The 17,802-nt window shown below is 42.7% G+C and carries 14 protein-coding genes and 1 other annotated feature; all 14 genes read right to left on the bottom strand.

The features are described from left to right. Position 1 precedes the first annotated feature (1 nt). Positions 2-1,924, bottom strand: coding sequence for a threonine--tRNA ligase (thrS, locus tag HMPREF0556_RS03605; protein ID WP_003755601.1), 1,923 nt, complete (start codon positions 1,922-1,924; stop codon positions 2-4). Between the two features lie 75 nt (positions 1,925-1,999). Continuing rightward, positions 2,000-2,224: a binding site (T-box leader), on the bottom strand. 50 nt (positions 2,225-2,274) lie between these two features. Beyond that, positions 2,275-3,198, bottom strand: coding sequence for a primosomal protein DnaI (gene dnaI / locus HMPREF0556_RS03600; RefSeq protein ID WP_036104429.1), 924 nt, complete (start codon positions 3,196-3,198; stop codon positions 2,275-2,277). A 9-nt stretch (positions 3,199-3,207) separates the two neighbouring features. Continuing rightward, the gene (locus HMPREF0556_RS03595; protein ID WP_003755599.1) at positions 3,208-4,587 is read right to left on the bottom strand and encodes a replication initiation and membrane attachment family protein; all 1,380 of its coding nucleotides are present in this window, start codon (positions 4,585-4,587) and stop codon (positions 3,208-3,210) included. A 5-nt stretch (positions 4,588-4,592) separates the two neighbouring features. Further along, a complete protein-coding gene (gene nrdR, locus HMPREF0556_RS03590; RefSeq protein WP_003755598.1) occupies positions 4,593-5,057 on the bottom strand; it encodes a transcriptional regulator NrdR in 465 nt (154 codons plus the stop codon). A gap of 68 nt (positions 5,058-5,125) precedes the next feature. Continuing rightward, the gene (gene coaE / locus HMPREF0556_RS03585; RefSeq protein ID WP_040486444.1) at positions 5,126-5,719 is read right to left on the bottom strand and encodes a dephospho-CoA kinase; all 594 of its coding nucleotides are present in this window, start codon (positions 5,717-5,719) and stop codon (positions 5,126-5,128) included. 8 nt (positions 5,720-5,727) lie between these two features. Beyond that, positions 5,728-6,549 carry a DNA-formamidopyrimidine glycosylase gene (gene mutM, locus HMPREF0556_RS03580; RefSeq protein WP_003755596.1) on the bottom strand — a complete coding sequence of 274 codons (822 nt, stop codon included), beginning with the start codon at positions 6,547-6,549 and terminating at the stop codon, positions 5,728-5,730. A gap of 21 nt (positions 6,550-6,570) precedes the next feature. Continuing rightward, a complete protein-coding gene (gene polA / locus HMPREF0556_RS03575; RefSeq protein WP_050776984.1) occupies positions 6,571-9,204 on the bottom strand; it encodes a DNA polymerase I in 2,634 nt (877 codons plus the stop codon). Between the two features lie 197 nt (positions 9,205-9,401). Next, positions 9,402-10,664: an NADP-dependent isocitrate dehydrogenase gene (gene icd, locus HMPREF0556_RS03570; protein WP_172465241.1), complete on the bottom strand. Its 1,263-nt coding sequence runs from the start codon at positions 10,662-10,664 to the stop codon at positions 9,402-9,404. Between the two features lie 26 nt (positions 10,665-10,690). Continuing rightward, positions 10,691-11,812 carry a citrate synthase gene (citZ, locus tag HMPREF0556_RS03565; RefSeq protein ID WP_003755593.1) on the bottom strand — a complete coding sequence of 374 codons (1,122 nt, stop codon included), beginning with the start codon at positions 11,810-11,812 and terminating at the stop codon, positions 10,691-10,693. A 72-nt stretch (positions 11,813-11,884) separates the two neighbouring features. Further along, positions 11,885-12,349: a DUF441 domain-containing protein gene (locus HMPREF0556_RS03560; protein ID WP_003755592.1), complete on the bottom strand. Its 465-nt coding sequence runs from the start codon at positions 12,347-12,349 to the stop codon at positions 11,885-11,887. 235 nt (positions 12,350-12,584) lie between these two features. Continuing rightward, entirely contained in the window at positions 12,585-14,342 is a 1,758-nt protein-coding gene (gene pyk / locus HMPREF0556_RS03555) for a pyruvate kinase (protein WP_003755591.1), read from the bottom strand. 165 nt (positions 14,343-14,507) lie between these two features. Then, positions 14,508-15,467: a 6-phosphofructokinase gene (gene pfkA / locus HMPREF0556_RS03550; RefSeq protein ID WP_003755590.1), complete on the bottom strand. Its 960-nt coding sequence runs from the start codon at positions 15,465-15,467 to the stop codon at positions 14,508-14,510. Between the two features lie 274 nt (positions 15,468-15,741). Further along, complete coding sequence (gene accA, locus HMPREF0556_RS03545; RefSeq protein ID WP_003755589.1) at positions 15,742-16,698, bottom strand: acetyl-CoA carboxylase carboxyl transferase subunit alpha; 957 nt, start codon at positions 16,696-16,698, stop codon at positions 15,742-15,744. Further along, complete coding sequence (gene accD, locus HMPREF0556_RS03540) at positions 16,688-17,572, bottom strand: acetyl-CoA carboxylase, carboxyltransferase subunit beta (protein WP_040486443.1); 885 nt, start codon at positions 17,570-17,572, stop codon at positions 16,688-16,690. The genes accA and accD overlap by 11 nt, the downstream gene beginning before the upstream one ends. Positions 17,573-17,802 lie beyond the last annotated feature (230 nt).

Below are 17,802 nucleotides of genomic sequence, written 5' to 3'. Positions count from 1 at the left end.
CTTAAAATTTATTTACTTCTGCAACGACTTGTTTGATAAAGTCATCTACAGAAAGTGTTTCGGAATCTTTAGAACCATATCTGCGAATATTGACTGTGCCGTTTTCCGACTCTTGATCGCCAACGACTAATGCGTATGGAATCTTTTGTGTTTGCGCTTCGCGGATCTTATAACCAAGTTTTTCATTGCGGTCATCGATTTCCACGCGTAAACCAGCTCGGACTAATTTGTCTTCTACTTCTTTAGCGTAATCGAAATGAGCATCGCGATTGACTGGAATGATCTGCATTTGGATCGGAGCCAGCCAAGTTGGGAAGGCACCTTTGTATTCTTCAATCAAATAAGCGACAAAGCGTTCCATTGTAGAAACAACACCGCGGTGGATAACAACTGGGCGGTGTTTTTCGCCGTCTTCGCCGATATAAGTCAGATCAAAGCGTTCTGGTAAAAGGAAATCAAGTTGAACAGTCGATAGTGTTTCTTCCTTCCCAATCGCTGTTTTTACTTGGACGTCTAATTTCGGTCCGTAAAATGCTGCTTCGCCTTCTGCTTCAAAATAATCCATTTCCATTTCATCCATCGCATCTTTGAGCATTGTTTGTGCTTTTTCCCACATCGCATCATCATCAAAATATTTTTCTGTATTTTCAGGGTCGCGGTAGCTCAAGCGGAATTTATAATCTGTAATGTCGAAGTCTTTGTATACGGCAAGGATAAGTTCAAGCACGCGTTTGAATTCATCTTTGATTTGATCTGGTCTTACGAAAACATGCGCATCATTTAATGTCATCCCGCGAACACGTTGCAATCCTGATAAGGCACCACTCATTTCATAACGGTGCATCAGGCCTAGTTCGGCGATTCGGATCGGTAACTCACGATAGCTGTGGATGTCATTTTTATAGACCATCATGTGATGCGGACAGTTCATTGGGCGTAGAACCAATTCTTCGTTATCCATCTTCATTGGTGGGAACATATCTTCATGATAGTGATCCCAGTGACCGCTTTGTTTGTAAAAATCTACTTTGGCCATGATTGGTGTATAGACGTGACTATAACCGAGACGCTCTTCACGATCTACGATATAGCGTTCGATCACGCGGCGGATCGTAGCACCTTTCGGCAACCAGAGTGGCAAGCCTTGCCCTACTTCTTGGGAGATCGCGAACAACCCTAGTTCTTTACCTAACTTACGGTGATCGCGTTCTTTTGCTTCTTCTTGCATTTTCAAGAAAGCTTTTAGGTCTTTTTTATCGAAGAAAGCTGTTCCGTAAATACGCTGCAGCATCTTGTTATTGCTATCGCCGCGCCAGTATGCACCGGCTACATTAAGCAATTGGAAGACTTGTAGTTTGCCAGTGGAAGGGACATGGATCCCGCGGCAAAGGTCGAAAAATTCACCTTGTGAATAAATAGTTACCGTTTCATCCGCTGGTATCGCTTCGATCAATTCCAATTTATAATGATCGCCAATTGCTTCAAAGCGTTTGATCGCTTCTTCGCGACTGACAACTTCCCGAACGATCGGCAGATTTTCGCGGACGATTTTCTGCATTTCTTTTTCGATCACTGGGAAAGATTCTTCACTGATTGGTTCTTCTGTATCGACATCGTAGTAAAAGCCTGTTTCGATTGCCGGTCCAACTCCAAATTTGATGTCGGGATAAAGGCGTTTAAGTGCTTGAGCAAGCAAGTGTGCTGTGCTGTGACGTAAAATGCCAAGGGCGTCTTCATGATCAGGAGTGACGATCTCGATTTTTCCGTCCTCTTCGATTGGTGTTGCCAGATCCACCAATTCACCATTGATTTTTCCAGCTAAGGCTTTCTTTTTCAGTCCTGGGCTGATGGATGCGGCGATGTCTGCAGTAGAAACTCCTTTATCAAATTCTTTTACTGCACCATCTGGGAAAGTGATTTTCATTTTTATCGACTCCTTTGTTTGTTTTAGATTTTGTAAGTAAAGGAAGGCAAAATAAAAAACCCGCCCCTACTACGCTCAAGGGACGAGTTTACGCTCGTGGTTCCACCCAAGATTCTGAAGCTAAAAAAGCTTCACTCTTGTTGCCAATAACGAGGCAAGCCGGCTGTCAATAGTTGCAAAAGCGTTCCTGACAGCAGTTTAGAGGTGGTCCGATTTCTAATTTTCGATTCGGAGGTTCGCAGCTACCCCTCCTTCTCTGTAATCACCAATTAGAATGGTTGTCCTCATCGTTACTTGTTAGTATATGATAAGCATTATATGCTACAATCGGCTAATTTTCAAGTCTTTTTTTAATAGCGTCTGTTTTTGCCTTCCAAACCGACTTCTTTGGATAAATAACGGATACGTTCCATGATTCGCCTTGCTTTCAATCGTTCTTCATTTCCGTTCCCGGTAAACATCAAATGGCTTTCCAGCTCGTTCATGGTGTAATTGGACGAAAAGAATGTCGGTAGTTCTTCCTGCATACGGAACTGCAGGATCGCACCGAGAACTTCATCTCTGGTCCATGCTGTCATGGCTTCGGCACCGATGTCATCCAGCATCAAAATATCGGTTTCTTTCGCAAACTGGATCTTTTCGCCAACGGTATTATCTGAGATCGACTGTTTGATCTCACGCATGAATTCAGGCAGATAGACAAGCGTTGATGAGATGCCTTTTACGGCAAGCTCTTTCGCCATCGCTCCTAGCAAATAGGATTTTCCTGTCCCGAAATTACCATGGATATAGAGACCTTTTAGACGCTCACCGTTTGCACTTGGGTAGCTGTTCAAAAATTGATAAGCTTCAACCAAGGCGACTTGGCGCGATTCTTCGTCCGTGAAAAAATCTTCGAGATCTGCTTCCAGCACTTGTTTCGGCATGTAGAGAGAGCGCATCCGTCTTTCGATCGCACGTCTTTTATCTGCTTCGACTTTTTCCTTCGTAGGATAATAACTGACAGTGATATATTCGCCATTCAAGGATAATCTTGGCGCATAGCCCGGCATCATGGTTTCTTGTTTCTCTTCGTATTTTTGATTTTCGGTCATAAATTCATATAGCTTTGATAAATTTTGATTGACCATTTGTTCGGAGAGCACGTCTTTATTTTCTTCAAGAAACGTTTTTACCCGCGGATAAGCCAAAACTTCTTGTTTCAGTTTTTGATAACGATCATCGAAATCACGTCCGTCGAAGAGGTTACCTAGCGTCTGATTGATTTTATCCATTTCTTTCACCTACCTCTTTTTTAGTTTTTCTTTGATTTCGCGAACCTGTTCTTCCAAGGTTTGCTTTTCTTTATTCGTCATTTTGCTGTCAGTCGGTTCTGCAGTTTCTTTATCAAACCATTCCGGCAGGACTTCTTTCTTTCCATTGCCGCGGCGTGAGTAGTTCGTTGGCTTGTCTTTGGTTTCTTCCTGTAGGCGCTTGTATTTCTCGTGTTCAGCCCAAGCAAGCTCCATCGCATCTTTTGCAGTTTGGACTTTTTTACGTTTCCAGTGTGCCGCGATCGTCATCATGTAGTTACGGGCGATCTTGCCATCTAGGCGCAAAAGAACGTACTCGATCAAGACATTCATGACTGGTGTCGGCAACTGCTGTTGTTCCATTACTTCTTCCACGATTTTCAAATCGGTCTCAGCGGGTCTTGCTCCATCCGCAATGTCTACCAGTAGCTGAAACGGCGTGATGTTCTCCAAATAGATCTGCAAAGCTTCTTCATCGCTGGCCGGTTCTGACTGCTCTGGTATTTTTTCTTTTGGGGCGCTTTTTTTCATGCTAAGAGCCGGTAGTCTGCCGGTCTCGATATGATAGCCGTTGCGAACGATTTTTCGTAAGTATTCTAAATCGATATCGCCGCTCGGTTCTAGCGCGCGATATAAGTAAGTCACTAATTCTTCTGCTGAAGCGCCATAGATCGTGTGCATTTTCACCAGTGCTTGTTCGACAGCAGGCGTGATTTGTTCCCGTGTGATCAATTGCGGAGAAAGCATTTGATAAAAGGCTTCAAAATCGAATGTTTTTTTATCTAATTGGATCACTGTCGGTTTACTTTTCTGAAAAACTTCGGAAGCAACATGGTTAACATCGGGTGGAATCGCAGTACCTTTAAAAGTTTCAAAAACATCTTGGAAGGATCGTGTCACTTCTTTATAATCGTTTGCTGGTAATGGTTTATCTGAGAAAAATGTGCGTAATCGTTTGAACTGCTTTTCGCCTACTTGGCTGAATAAATAAATATTCAGTAAGCCATCCCCGAAAAATTGGGCTGGCGAGAGTGGCGGCAAGATCTCGTACACGTATTCACGGGTATCGTCCGCATCTTTCATAAAGACTTTGAGTAGCCCTAGTCCTTCTAGTTTCAAGCGTGCTTCAAATAATTCTTCGAGTCCCACATGAAGCATGCTTAGGAGCTGCATGTGAGAGCGGCTTTCTGCTGTCCAAAGACGGTTCTCTTCTACTTCTGCGGCTAACGTTTGGTATAGCGCTAGGCTGCTTGTTCCCATCAAGGGTTGGTAAAGCATCGTGAGTGTTTTGGCATCGATCGTATTAAATGTACCATTTAGTTTTACTTGATAGCTGTCTATCGCTTGTAATTCCATCCAAAATCCGGCCAAAGCGCTCACCTTTCTTTATTTTTTTCCATCAGTTCTTTTAATTCTTCAACGAATACATTGATGTCTTTAAATTGCCGATACACAGAAGCAAAGCGCACATATGCTACTTCATCGAGATTCGCCAATTTATCCATGACTTTTTCACCGATCAATTCAGAAGAGATCTCGCTGTCACCAATGTTACGCAGCTCGCGTTCTACTTCGTTTACGATCTCTTCTAACTGTTCTGCACTGACGGGACGTTTTTCACAAGCACGAATGAGTCCTCGTCTGACTTTTTCGCGCGCGAATTCTTCGCGTGCACCATCTTTTTTCACTACGATCAGTGGACTTTCTTCCACTTTTTCAAATGTCGTAAATCGAAACCCGCATTGTTCGCATTCTCTTCGTCTGCGAATGGAATTTCCAGCATCTGCTGGTCTTGAATCTACGACACGTGTTCCATTATATTTACAATTGGGACATCTCATGCTATCACTTCCCTTAAAGCATTTTTGTGTTTATTATACCATGATGCGGGCGGACTGACTATTTGTTCTTAACGCAATTCTGCCAAGATCCGATTCAGCTGTGCTTCTGTTTCTTCCAGCGTACCATTATTATCAATGACATAATCGGCAAGTTTCGCTTTTTCAGAAATCGAGATTTGGCTTGCGATCCTGAGCTTGGCATCTTTTTCGGAAAGATGATTGCGCGACATCAAACGTTGTAGCTGAACTTCTGGATCCACTTTGACGACAATGACCTTATCGACCAAATGGGTCAGCTTGCTTTCATATAGTAACGGAATATCGAAAATGATCAATGGTGCTCCTTCCGCTATCCACTCCTGTTGTTTTTCCAACATATACTTTCGCACTAGTGGATGCGTGATTTGGTTCAACTTTTCACGCTGCGTCTCATCTTGGAAAATCAGTTCTCCTAGCTTTGCCCGGTCTAAATCGCCATTTCCATTCAAAAAGGAAGCTCCAAAAGTTGCTTCGATCATTGCCAGCCCTTCACTACCTTTTTTTACAACTTCTCTCGCAGCGACATCTGCGTCTACGACAGGAATCTGTTTATCAGCAAGCATTTTGCTGACGGCAGATTTTCCTGTAGCGATACTGCCCGTTAATCCAATCGTTTTACTCATTCTTCCACCTACTTCTGACATCCCCGGCAAAAGTGAGTGCCGCGTCCATTTAATTTTATTTTTTCCACTGTACCGCCGCAACGTAGACATTTTTCACCCGTCCGACCGTAAACTTTGAGAAAGTCTTGGTAATTCCCTTTCTTTCCTTGTGAATTTTCATAAGTTCGAATGGAGGAACCGCCTGCTTCGACTGCAATACCAATGATTTTTTTGGTGGCTTCATATAATGCAGCGACTTCAGCATCGCTTAATTCATTTCCTCCCCGCATCGGTAGCACCTCTGCTTCAAAGCAGATCTCATCGGCGTAGATATTGCCAACTCCTGCGACTAATTTTTGATCTAATAAAGCCGTTTTGACCGCGCGGGTCGTTTTTTTTAGTTTACTTGCAAAAGCAGCTAGCTCAAAATGAGCGGAAAGCGGTTCAGGTCCGAGCTTTTGGAGAGAATTTGTCGTTTCTTCCTGATGCTTGGCGGCAACTTGCATGGTTCCGAATTTACGGACGTCCAAGAACCGTAATTCAGTTTGATCGGTAAAATGAAAAATGATATGCGTATGCTTCGTAGTTGGTTCGGTTTCGGGATAAACGCGAAACTTCCCTTCCATCCGCAAATGTGAAAGAATCGTGCAGTCCGTCAGGTCGAAAAGCAGAAACTTTCCGCGACGTCTTACCGCTTCGATTTCTTGGCCAACCAACATATGGACAAACTCATCTGCCGGAAGTCCGTGAATCATTTTCGGAACATGAACAATCACTTGATCGATCGTTTTTCCGATAACTTGGCGTTCGAGTGTTGTTCTGACATTTTCTACTTCTGGTAGTTCTGGCATTGCTGTTACCCCTTTTTCTACTTATTTTGCATCGTACCAAGAGTCGCCATGGGCACTGTCTACTTTCAGCGGTACCGAAAGTGCTACGGCATTTTCCATAACATCTGGAACGATCTCGGCTAATTTTGCGATTTCTGCTTCTGGTGCTTCAAAAATCAATTCATCGTGTACTTGAAGCAGTAATTTTGCTTCCATTTGTTCGGACTCTAAGCGTTCATCCATGAGTAGCATCGCTTGTTTGATGATATCAGCTGCACTTCCTTGGATTGGCGTGTTCATCGCTGTTCGCTCAGCAAAGCTGCGGACATTAAAATTACGACTGGTGATTTCTGGAATATAGCGACGTCTATGCAAGATCGTCTCCACGTACCCTTTTTCTTTGGCAGAACGGACGATCTCTTCCATATAGACTTTTACATCTGGATAGCTAGCGAAATAACGATCAATAAAATCTTTTGCCGCTTTTCGGGTGATTCCAAGGTTCTGCGATAGACCATAATCGCTGATACCATAAACGATGCCGAAATTGACTGCCTTCGCTTGCCTTCTCATCAAGCTGTCCACTTCCGCTTCCGAAACATGGAAAACATCCATAGCTGTTTTCGTATGGATATCATAATCGTTTCTAAAGGCATAGACTAAGTTTTCATCTTGGGAAATGTGGGCTAGCACCCGTAATTCTACTTGCGAATAATCGGCAGAAAACATTTTCCAGCCTGGATGGCTTGGAACGAAAACTTGTCTGATCTTCCGGCCTTCTTCTAAGCGGATCGGGATGTTTTGCAGGTTCGGATCAACAGAACTCAGACGTCCTGTTTGTGTCAGTGTTTGGTTGAAACGAGTGTGGACTTTGCTTGTCTTTTTATCAGTCACTTTTAGCAGTCCTTCCACATAGGTGGATTGGAGCTTACCTAATTGTCTATATAACAGGATCTCATCAATGATCGGGTGCTTACCAGAGAGGCTTTCTAAAACATCTGCAGCCGTCGAGTAACCAGTCTTTGTTTTTTTGACTGGCGGCAGGCCAAGCGTCTCAAATAAAATCACACCTAGTTGTTTTGGTGAATTGATATTGAAAGTCGTTCCAGCAAGTTCATGAATGCTAGATTCGATTGTTTGCAGACGCACTGCCATTTCTGATTTCATCTCTTCTAAGCGCTCCGTATCAACACGAACGCCTTCCATTTCCATTTTCGCAAGGACAAATGTCAGAGGTAATTCCAAGTTATCCACAAGTTCCAACTGCTCATTTTTTTCCAGCGATTCATTGACTGTTTGTTCAAGCTTGGCAATAGCTACTGCTTTGCGGGCCAAATGATCTGCTACTTTCGTTTCGTCTGGAACATTGTATTTTGCTCCTTTACCGAAAACAAGTTCATCTGCCTCTACTTGCGTATAATCATAACGACTGGCTACACTAGCGAAATCATCGATCGTCTGAGAAGGATCGAGCACATATGAAGCGAGCATAAAGTCGAACAAGATCCCTTCGCATGGCAGTCCTAAACGATTTAATGTAACCATTGTTTTTTTGGCATCGTATACGGCTTTTGTCTGATTGGGGTCGCTGATCCAATCTGCAAACGCAGTGCTGTTTTGGATCGTTGCTGCACTGTAATAAAAATTTCCTTTATCGGAAGAAATTGCAACGCCGATAATGTCAGCGGTGTGATAATTTTCTCCTTGTAATTCGATATAAAAAGAGGTGTGTTTCCCGAAATCCTCAGGAGAAACATCGGTTTTGATCGTTACGTCGATCCCTTGTAGCTCTATTTTCTCTTCTTCCGGATCCTCTGCACTGATATTTTTCAGCAAGGATGTAAAGTTCATTTCTTTAAGCAACGGAATAACTTTTTCGGTATCATAGCCGGAATAAGCTGTATCCGCGATTTTTACTTCGACAGGTGCTTCGGTATTGATTGTTGCTAATTCTTTGCTTAGTAGCGCTAGTTCTTTATTTTCCATCACTTTTTCCTGCAATTTTTTGCCGGAAATCTCAGAAGCATGTTCCAATACACTTTCGACCGTCCCACCGTATTGATGTAACAACTTGAGCGCTGTTTTTTCGCCAACTCCTGGAATTCCGGGAATGTTATCGGAGGAATCTCCCATTAGGCCCTTCATATCAATAATCTGTGCTGGTGTTAATTGATATTTTTCTTGAAGAGATTCGGGCGTATTTTTTTCCATATCGGTGATACCCTTCTTAGTGATATAGACCGTGATGTGCGATGAAGCAAGTTGTGTCAAGTCGCGATCTCCTGTGATCACGATGACTTCAAACGCTTCCTTTTCTGCCTCGCGAGCAAGCGTACCGATGATATCATCTGCTTCATAGTCGGGCAATTCATAACGGGCAATACTGTAAGCATCTAGCAGTTCGCGAATAAAGGGGAATTGTTCGGAAAGTTCGCTTGGTGTTTTTTGGCGGCCGCCTTTATATGCTTTAAAAGTTTTATGTCTAAACGTCGTTTTCCCTGCATCAAATGCAACTAGTGCATGTGTTGGCTTTTCCTTTTCGATCACGTTTATCAGCATCATTGCAAAGCCGTAAACAGCATTTGTATAGACACCTTTATCATTATTTAAGAGTGGCAATGCATAGAATGCGCGATTCGCGATACTGTTACCATCAATCAAAATCAATTTATTCATCAGGGATATCCTCCTTGTTTCTTGCTTCAATATCTTTATTTTAACATAGGTATAGGGGAAAAACACTTGCGGTCGCATTGCTTGTCACAAAAAATAACTTCTCAGCAAATTCGCTAAGAAGTTATTTCTCATTAACTGAATGTTTTTATCTAAAATCAAAATTACAGACTAGTTATAGATTGCTTAAAATCTCTATATTATAGATTTTTAATCAATTCATCCGCAAATTCCGAACATTTAACTTCAGAAGCATTTTCCATCAAGCGGGCAAAATCGTAAGTCACGACTTTAGAAGCGATCGTTTTCTCCATAGATCTCGTGATCAATTCTGCTGCTTCGCTCCAACCGATATGCTCTAGCAACAATGTTCCAGAGAGGATGACAGAGGATGGATTCACTTTATCAAGATCTGCATATTTAGGTGCTGTTCCATGCGTTGCTTCAAAAATAGCATGACCGGTATCGTAATTGATATTAGCCCCCGGAGCGATCCCGATGCCGCCGACTTGGGCAGCAAGCGCGTCAGAAATATAATCGCCGTTTAGATTCATCGTAGCCACAACATCAAATTCAGCTGGTCTTGTGAGAATCTGCTGCAAGAAGATGTCAGCGATCGAATCTTTGATCAATATCTTACCAGCATTTAAAGCAAGTGTTTGCGCTTTATCAGCTGCTTCGATCCCTTTTTCTTCTTTGATACGGTCATATTCATTCCACGTGAAGACCTGGTCACCGTATTCCCGTTCTGCTAATTCGTAGCCCCAGTTTTTGAAGGCTCCTTCTGTGAACTTCATGATGTTTCCTTTATGGACCAACGTAACCGATTTACGGCCTTCTTTGATCGCATAGTCGATCGCAGAACGCACTAACCGTTCCGTTCCTTCTTGAGAGATCGGCTTGATACCGATCCCGGATGTCTCTGGAAAACGGATCTTGTTCACGCCAAACTCTTTTTTCAAGAAAGCGATCAGCTTTTCAGCTTCTTCTGTTCCTTTTGCAAATTCGATCCCCGCATAGATGTCTTCCGTGTTTTCCCGAAAAATCACCATGTCCGTATCTTCTGGACGTTTGACTGGAGAAGGAACTCCTTCGAAATAACGAACTGGGCGCAGACATACATAAAGATCGAGTTCTTGACGAAGTGCTACATTCAACGAACGGATCCCGCCTCCGATCGGTGTTGTTAGAGGGCCTTTGATTGCGATCAGATACTCACGAATGGTATCTAATGTTGCCTTTGGAAGCCATTCCCCAGTCGTGTCAAAAGCTTTTTGCCCAGCTAATACTTCCTTCCAGACAATTTCTTTCTCACCCTTATATGCCGTTTTGACTGCTGCATCTAATACTCGCTTCGCCGCACGCCAAATGTCTCTTCCTGTTCCATCCCCTTCAATAAAAGGAATGATCGGATTGTTCGGGGTATGTAATGTCCCTTGTTCTACTTGAATTTTTTCACCAATAGTCATATCTTGCTTTTCCTCCTTTATTACAAGCGTTTTTCAACTGGTTGATATTCCCTGTTTTCCGGTCCTACGTAAATCGCACGTGGACGGATCAGACGGTTATCGCGATATTGTTCATAAATATGTGCTAGCCAACCGGATACACGGCTTACAGAAAAGACAAGTGTAAACAGATCATGATCGATTCCGAGCGCGTGATAGAGCGAAGCCGAATAAAAGTCGACGTTCGGATGCAAATGTTTTAATTCCCATACGACTTGTTCTACTTCTTTCGAGATCAAATACCATTTTTCTTCACCAGATTCAGCTGTTACTTTTTGAGACATTTCTTGTAGATATTTTGCTCTTGGATCACCATTTCGGTACACGCGATGACCAAATCCCATGATTTTTTGTTTATTGTCGATTTTATTCCCGATATAGGATCTGACATTCTCTAATTCGGCGATGTCTTCGAGCATATCGAAAACACGTTCATTTGCTCCGCCATGAAGTGGTCCTTTCAATGCGCCGATCGCAGCAGTGACTCCGGAATAGACATCCGAAAGGGTTCCTACACAAACGCGGGCAGTGAAGGTGGAAGCGTTGAACTCATGATCAGCATGCAAAACAAGTGCCTTATTCATGGCAGTTACAGAAAGTTCATCTGCCTCTTCTCCCGTCAGCATATACAAAAAGTTTGCAGCCATCGAAAGTCCTTTTTTGGGCGCGATTGGATCTAATCCGCGGCGGATTCTTGAAAAAGCAGCTACGATCGTAGGCATTTTCGCTTGTAATCGCAGTCCTTTACGGTATACCGCTTCCCCGTCTTCCAGTTCCGACTCCGTATCAAATACCCCAAGCATCGATACCGTTGTGCGCAAAACACTCATCGGATGCAAATTTTGGTGGTTCTGCATTCGTAGGCTAGTAATAATCGTTTCGGAAACTTCGATATTTGCTTCAATTTCTTCTTGGAATTTTTTAAGTTCTTTCGCATTCGGCAAGCGCAGGTGCCAAAGAAGATAGATCACTTCTTCAAATGACGCATCATTCTCCATCAAATTGTCGATACTATAGCCAACATAAGTCAGCGTATCATCTACAATGGAACTGATCGATGTTTCAGCAACGTAGACATTTTCTAATCCTTTAGAAAGTGGCATGATTTATTCCTCCTTTTAAAGATGCAAAGCCCTCTTTAGAAGGCTTTGCACTATTCGTGTATTTCACAAACCTCATCTACCGATAAAACCAACCACTTGCATGGCTATGTACGCTATTCCCGCAGCAATAACTGGTCCAGCAGCGATTCCGCGGAAAAGTACAACAGCTAGTATTGTCCCGAAAACAAGCGAGACAGTGATTTGCGGATCAACGGACATATAGCCGACACCCTTTTTAGAAAGAATCGACACAAGGATCCCCGCTGTTAAGCCAATCCAACCAGCTGCGGACTTAAAAGATTCAATCAGATCTTTCAAGCCGATTTGATTCGTGGCAATTGGAATCAAGATCGCAATCGTGATGATCGTTACTCCCCAATTAATACCTTTTGCTTGGATCGTTTCTAAGATCTTGCCATCAACATGGAAAATTTTTAATAACAAAACGACCACGACAGCAATAATCAATGAATTGTTCTTCGCTATTAAACCAAGGAGTAAAAAAAGTAATAAAAATAACATGCTTTCTGAAAACATTCCATTACACCTTTCAAACTTGCAAACTCGCAAGATAGAAGTAATTATAACATAAAATCACTAAATGTCATAAAGTAAACCTTATGTTATTTTCTATATAGCATAAGAAAAAACAATTGAAGCTAATTCAAATTGCAGTTCTTATTTCAGTTATTATACCTCAATTTCAGTAAATTAGACATGGAAATAAAAAAACCGGCAAAGCACAAGGCTTTACCGGTCGATGATCATTATTTTAATGAGTTGATGTTTTACCATTGTAGACACTGCCTTGACGAGAGTCAACCGTGATTACTTCCCCATCATTGATTAGGGAAGTGGCATCTTTTGCACCAACAACAACAGGAATACCTAAGTTGATTCCTACAACAGCTGCATGGCTTGTCAATCCACCTTCTTCTACGATGATCGCTACGCTTTTTTCGATTGCTGGAAGAATTTCTTTATCCGTTGTTTTTACAACAAGGATGCCGCCTTCTTCTGCCTTCGCTAAAGCTTCTTTATTGGATTTGGCAACGATTGCTTTTCCGCTTACGGATTTGTCGCCGATCCCTTGGCCTTTGACTACTTTTTCACCAATCAATTGGATCTTCATCAAGTTAGTTGTACCACTTTCTGTAACTGGTACACCAGCCGTGATGATGATCAAATCACCTTGTTTTGCGATTCCGGAATCAACAGATTCTTTCACTGCTAATTCAAACATTTCATCTGTATTGGAAACTGGCTCTGCTAGACGAGGATAAACGCCCCATGACAACGCCAAGCTGCGGTATACATGTTCGTTGAATGTTACGGCAACGATATGCGATTTCGGACGGTATTTAGAGATCATGCGCGCTGTGTGACCGCTTTGTGTCGCAGCAACGATCGTATGAACATCTAGGTTACGCGCCGTATGACCAACTGCTTGGCCGATCGCTTCCGTCATATCTGTATTTTCATGCATTTTAAGCGCTACTTTGTCTTGTGTCGAAATCACTTCTTCTGTACGGATCGCGATTTGTGCCATCATTTTAACTGCTTCTACTGGATAATCCCCAGCTGCTGTTTCACCAGAAAGCATGATCGCATCTGTTCCGTCGAAAATAGCATTGGCAACGTCACTTGCTTCCGCACGAGTTGGACGTGGGTTGCGTTGCATCGAATCTAGCATTTGTGTAGCAGTAATAACAGGTTTACCTAATTTATTACATTTTTTGATCAATTGTTTTTGAACGATCGGAACTTCTTCCGCTGGGATCTCAACTCCAAGGTCGCCACGAGCAACCATCAAGCCTTGCGATACTTGCAAGATTTCGTCGATGTTGTCGACACCTTCTTGGTTTTCGATTTTAGGGATGATTTGAACGTGAGTCGCATCATTTTCTTCTAAAATTTTCGTAATTTCCAGTACATCTGATGCACGGCGTACAAAAGAAGCAGCGATAAAGTCGATTCCTTGACCTAAACCAAAACGAATGTCGTTAGCATCTTTTTCAGTGATACCTGGCAAGTTGATCGAAACATTTGGCACGTTAACGCCTTTTTTGTTTTTCAATACGCCTGGATTCAATACTTTCGTTACTAATTCGCGGTTTTTAGCATCTTTTTCAGTTACTTCCAGCGCAATCAAACCATCATCCAATAAGATAGATGATCCAACTTCTACGTCGTCAAATAATTGTGGGTAAGTAACGGAGAATTTTTCTTTTGTTCCTTCTACTTCTTCCATTGCTACGCGTACGATATCTCCAGTAGCGAATTCTAACTTGCCGCCTGCCATATCATTCGTGCGGATTTCAGGGCCTTTTGTATCTAATAAAATAGCTACTTGTTTCCCTGTTTGTTCAGATGCTTTGCGAATATTTTCGATTCGAGCACCGTGTTCTTCATAGTCACCATGGGAAAAGTTAAGGCGAGCAACGTTCATTCCCGACTCAATCAATTTTACCAATGTATCTATCGATTCACTGGCTGGCCCAATAGTACAAACGATCTTAGTTTTTTTCATGTTAATACTCCTCCTAGAACTACCTATTCCTCTTCATTATATACATAAACAAACGAATTTACCAGCTACAACCTAGTAAGATCTGCTTATTTGTGAAAAACATCGCAATGCTACGATTCCATACGCGCAGCAGAAAAGCCGCCATTATGGGCAGCCTTCTCTGTCTTAGATGGATAAAATCGATGCTAGATTGAACAAATCTTTATCCAATGTGTGTTTTTCTTTTAAAATTTCTGTAATGTTATTTTCTGTAATGTGGTTATTACGGATACCGACAGCTAGACCGCCGCGGTTTTCTAATAGTAATTCTACTGCACGAGCGCCTAAACGGCTTGCAAGTACACGGTCGAATGCAGTCGGGCTTCCCCCACGTTGCATATGACCTAAAACAGATACACGTGCATGATAATCGCCATATTCAGCCAAGCGTTCCGCAAATTCGTTTCCGCTCATAACGCCTTCTGCAACAACGATAATGCTGTGTTTTTTACCACGAGCACGTCCTTGGTTCAAACGTCCGACAACATCATCCATGCTGAATTCTTCTTCAGGAATAAGAATCGCTTCTGCACCGCCAGCTAATCCAGACCAAAGTGCGATATCGCCAGCGTCGCGTCCCATTACTTCAATAATAAAAGTACGTTCATGACTTGTCGCTGTATCACGGATTTTATCTAGTGCGTCGAGCGCTGTATTAAGTGCTGTATCAAAGCCGATCGTAAAGTCTGTTCCACAAATATCATTATCAATCGTTCCCGGTACGCCGATTGTTGGGAATCCTCTATTCGTAAGCGCCTCTGCGCCATGATAAGAACCGTCGCCACCAATTACGACTAATCCTTCGATGCCGTGTTTTTTCAGTTGTTCGATTCCTTTAAGCTGACCTTCTTCTGTCGCAAATTCTGGATAGCGTGCGGAATATAAGAAAGTTCCTCCACGATGCAAAAGATCTCCTACTGAACCAAGTTCCAGTTTATGGATATCTCCGTTGACAAGACCTAAAAAGCCGTAATTTATTCCGTAAACTTCCAGCCCTTCGTTGATCCCTTTACGTACTACTGCACGTGCAGCAGCATTCATTCCTGGAGCGTCGCCTCCGCTTGTTAAAATTGCAATTCGTTTCATTTTTTCTACCACCTTAGAAAATGATATTATTTGTCATTCTTCGTATTTCATTTTACATGAAAACAATGTAAATGGAAAGCAGGATTCCGGCGTTTTTTCAAATGTTTTCTACTTTTATTCCTATTCTGGATGATTGGAATAGACAATGAAAACGTTTTTCATTAGGGCGTCCGGGAATTGGTCTACCTTCTCGTGACTTTGAAAAATATTTCACTAATTACAAAAAAAACGAGGGAAGAACTGCGAATCTAGGCGTTTCTTCCCTCATTGTTATTTATTCGACTTCATAGACGCCGATTTTTTTGAATTTATTATAACGCTGTTCCACCAATTGCTCCTCTGAAAGAGCTGTCAATGTATGAAGCGCTTTGCTCAGTGTTTTTTTGATTGCTTTCGCTTGTTCCTCTAAATCGCGATGCGCGCCGCCTTTCACTTCTGGGATAATACCATCCGTGATCTGCAGTTCATATAGATCATCGGCCGTGATCTTCATAGATTCTGCCGCTTTTTGGGCTTTGCTCGCATCTTTCCAAAGGATCGCTGCAGCGCCTTCTGGAGAAATAACGGAAAAGACCGCATTCTCTAGCATAAAGATCTGGTTGCCGACACCTAGTGCCAGCGCCCCGCCACTTCCGCCTTCCCCAATAACGATGGAAATGATCGGCACTTTCATGTCGCTCATTTCATATAGGTTCCGTGCGATTGCTTCACTTTGGCCGCGTTCTTCGGCAGCTCGACCCGGATAAGCACCCTTAGTATCGATAAAACAAATGATCGGGCGACCAAATTTATCCGCTTGTTTCATCAAGCGAAGTGCTTTGCGGAAGCCTTCGGGATGTGGCATCCCGAAATTGCGGACAAGATTATCTTTAGTATCTTTCCCGCGTTGGTGACCAATAACGGTTACCGGTGTGCCTTTAAAGGTCGCGATACCGCCAACGATAGCCGCATCATCACCATAGGCCCGGTCACCATGCAGCTCCATGAAATTATCAAACAGATAAGGGATATAGTCTAGCGTAGTCGGGCGTTCAGGATGTCTCGCTACTTGGAATTTGTCCCAAGCTGTCATGTTGTCATAGATATCTGTTTCTAGCTTAGCCAGACGTTTTTCCAGCTTTTCGATCTCGCGGGTCAAATCCACTTCCGCATTTTCATTATACTCTTTTAAATCGGTGATCTTCTCTTTGAGTTCGAGTATCGGTTTTTCAAATTCTAATTCACTCGCCATCCTGTTCACCTACTTCCTCATTCTTTGGAGCATGGACTTGCAAAATGAATGCCAGCTTCTCGTTCATATCGAGTCTAGAAATAACATCATCCAACTGTCCATGTTTCAATAAAAATTCAGCAGTTTGAAAGTCTTCTGGTAACTCTTCGCGAACAGTCTGTTCGATTACTCGGCGTCCTGCAAAGCCGATCAATGCTTTTGGCTCAGCAAAGTTAAAATCACCAAGGGAAGCAAAACTAGCAGAGACTCCGCCAGTTGTCGGGTGCGTCATAACCGTGATCGCAAGTCCGCCATGATTGCTGAAGCGTTTGAAGGCAGCAGAAGTTTTCGCCATTTGCATCAGCGAGATCATTCCTTCTTGCATTCTGGCACCACCTGAAGCGGTGAAAATAATGAATGCTTCTTTGGTCCGATCTGCTTCTTCCACAGCACGAAGAATCTTTTCACCTACGACAGATCCCATGCTTGCCATCCGGAATCTGGAATCCATGACAGCAACAACAAATGGAACGCCATCAAGTTTGGCATGTCCAGTCACGATTGCTTCGTTCAATCCGGTTTTCTTCTTATCTTTCTCGATGCGATCCATATAATCGTCAAACCCAAGCGGGTTAGCAGTCGTAAGATCTGCATCCAGCGCTTGAAAAGAACCTTCATCAACGAGCATCTCGATACGAGCCATTGCCCCTATTGGATGATGATATCCACAATGGCTGCATACCATTTTGTTTTTTTGCAGTTCTTTGGTGTACATGATTTTCTTACAGTCGGGACATTTTGTCATGATGCCTTCTGGTACTTCTGTCTTGGCCCCACTAGCTGACACACTTGCATACTTCCTTTTTTTCGGTTTTGTAAACAAATCTCCTAACAAGGAAAAAAACCTCCCCATTACGCTTTCTATAATTTTAAATCTAATAAGTGCATGATACTTTTTCAAACAAAAACTGATCTCAGCGAGACAACAGTGCCTTCCTTCTGCATGAAAAGGTCTTGCTTGGTGCTCGCACCAATACCAGCTCTTCTCCTCAGAAATGAACAACCGCCATCCCGCCGAAAGATAAAGAAAAAGATTCTTAACAAATAAATTCCATTCTACACTAT

Origin of the sequence: Listeria grayi DSM 20601, from assembly GCF_000148995.1 — a bacterium.
Taxonomy (GTDB): Bacteria; Bacillota; Bacilli; order Lactobacillales; family Listeriaceae; genus Listeria; species Listeria grayi.
This window is presented reverse-complemented; position numbering and strand designations above follow the sequence as displayed.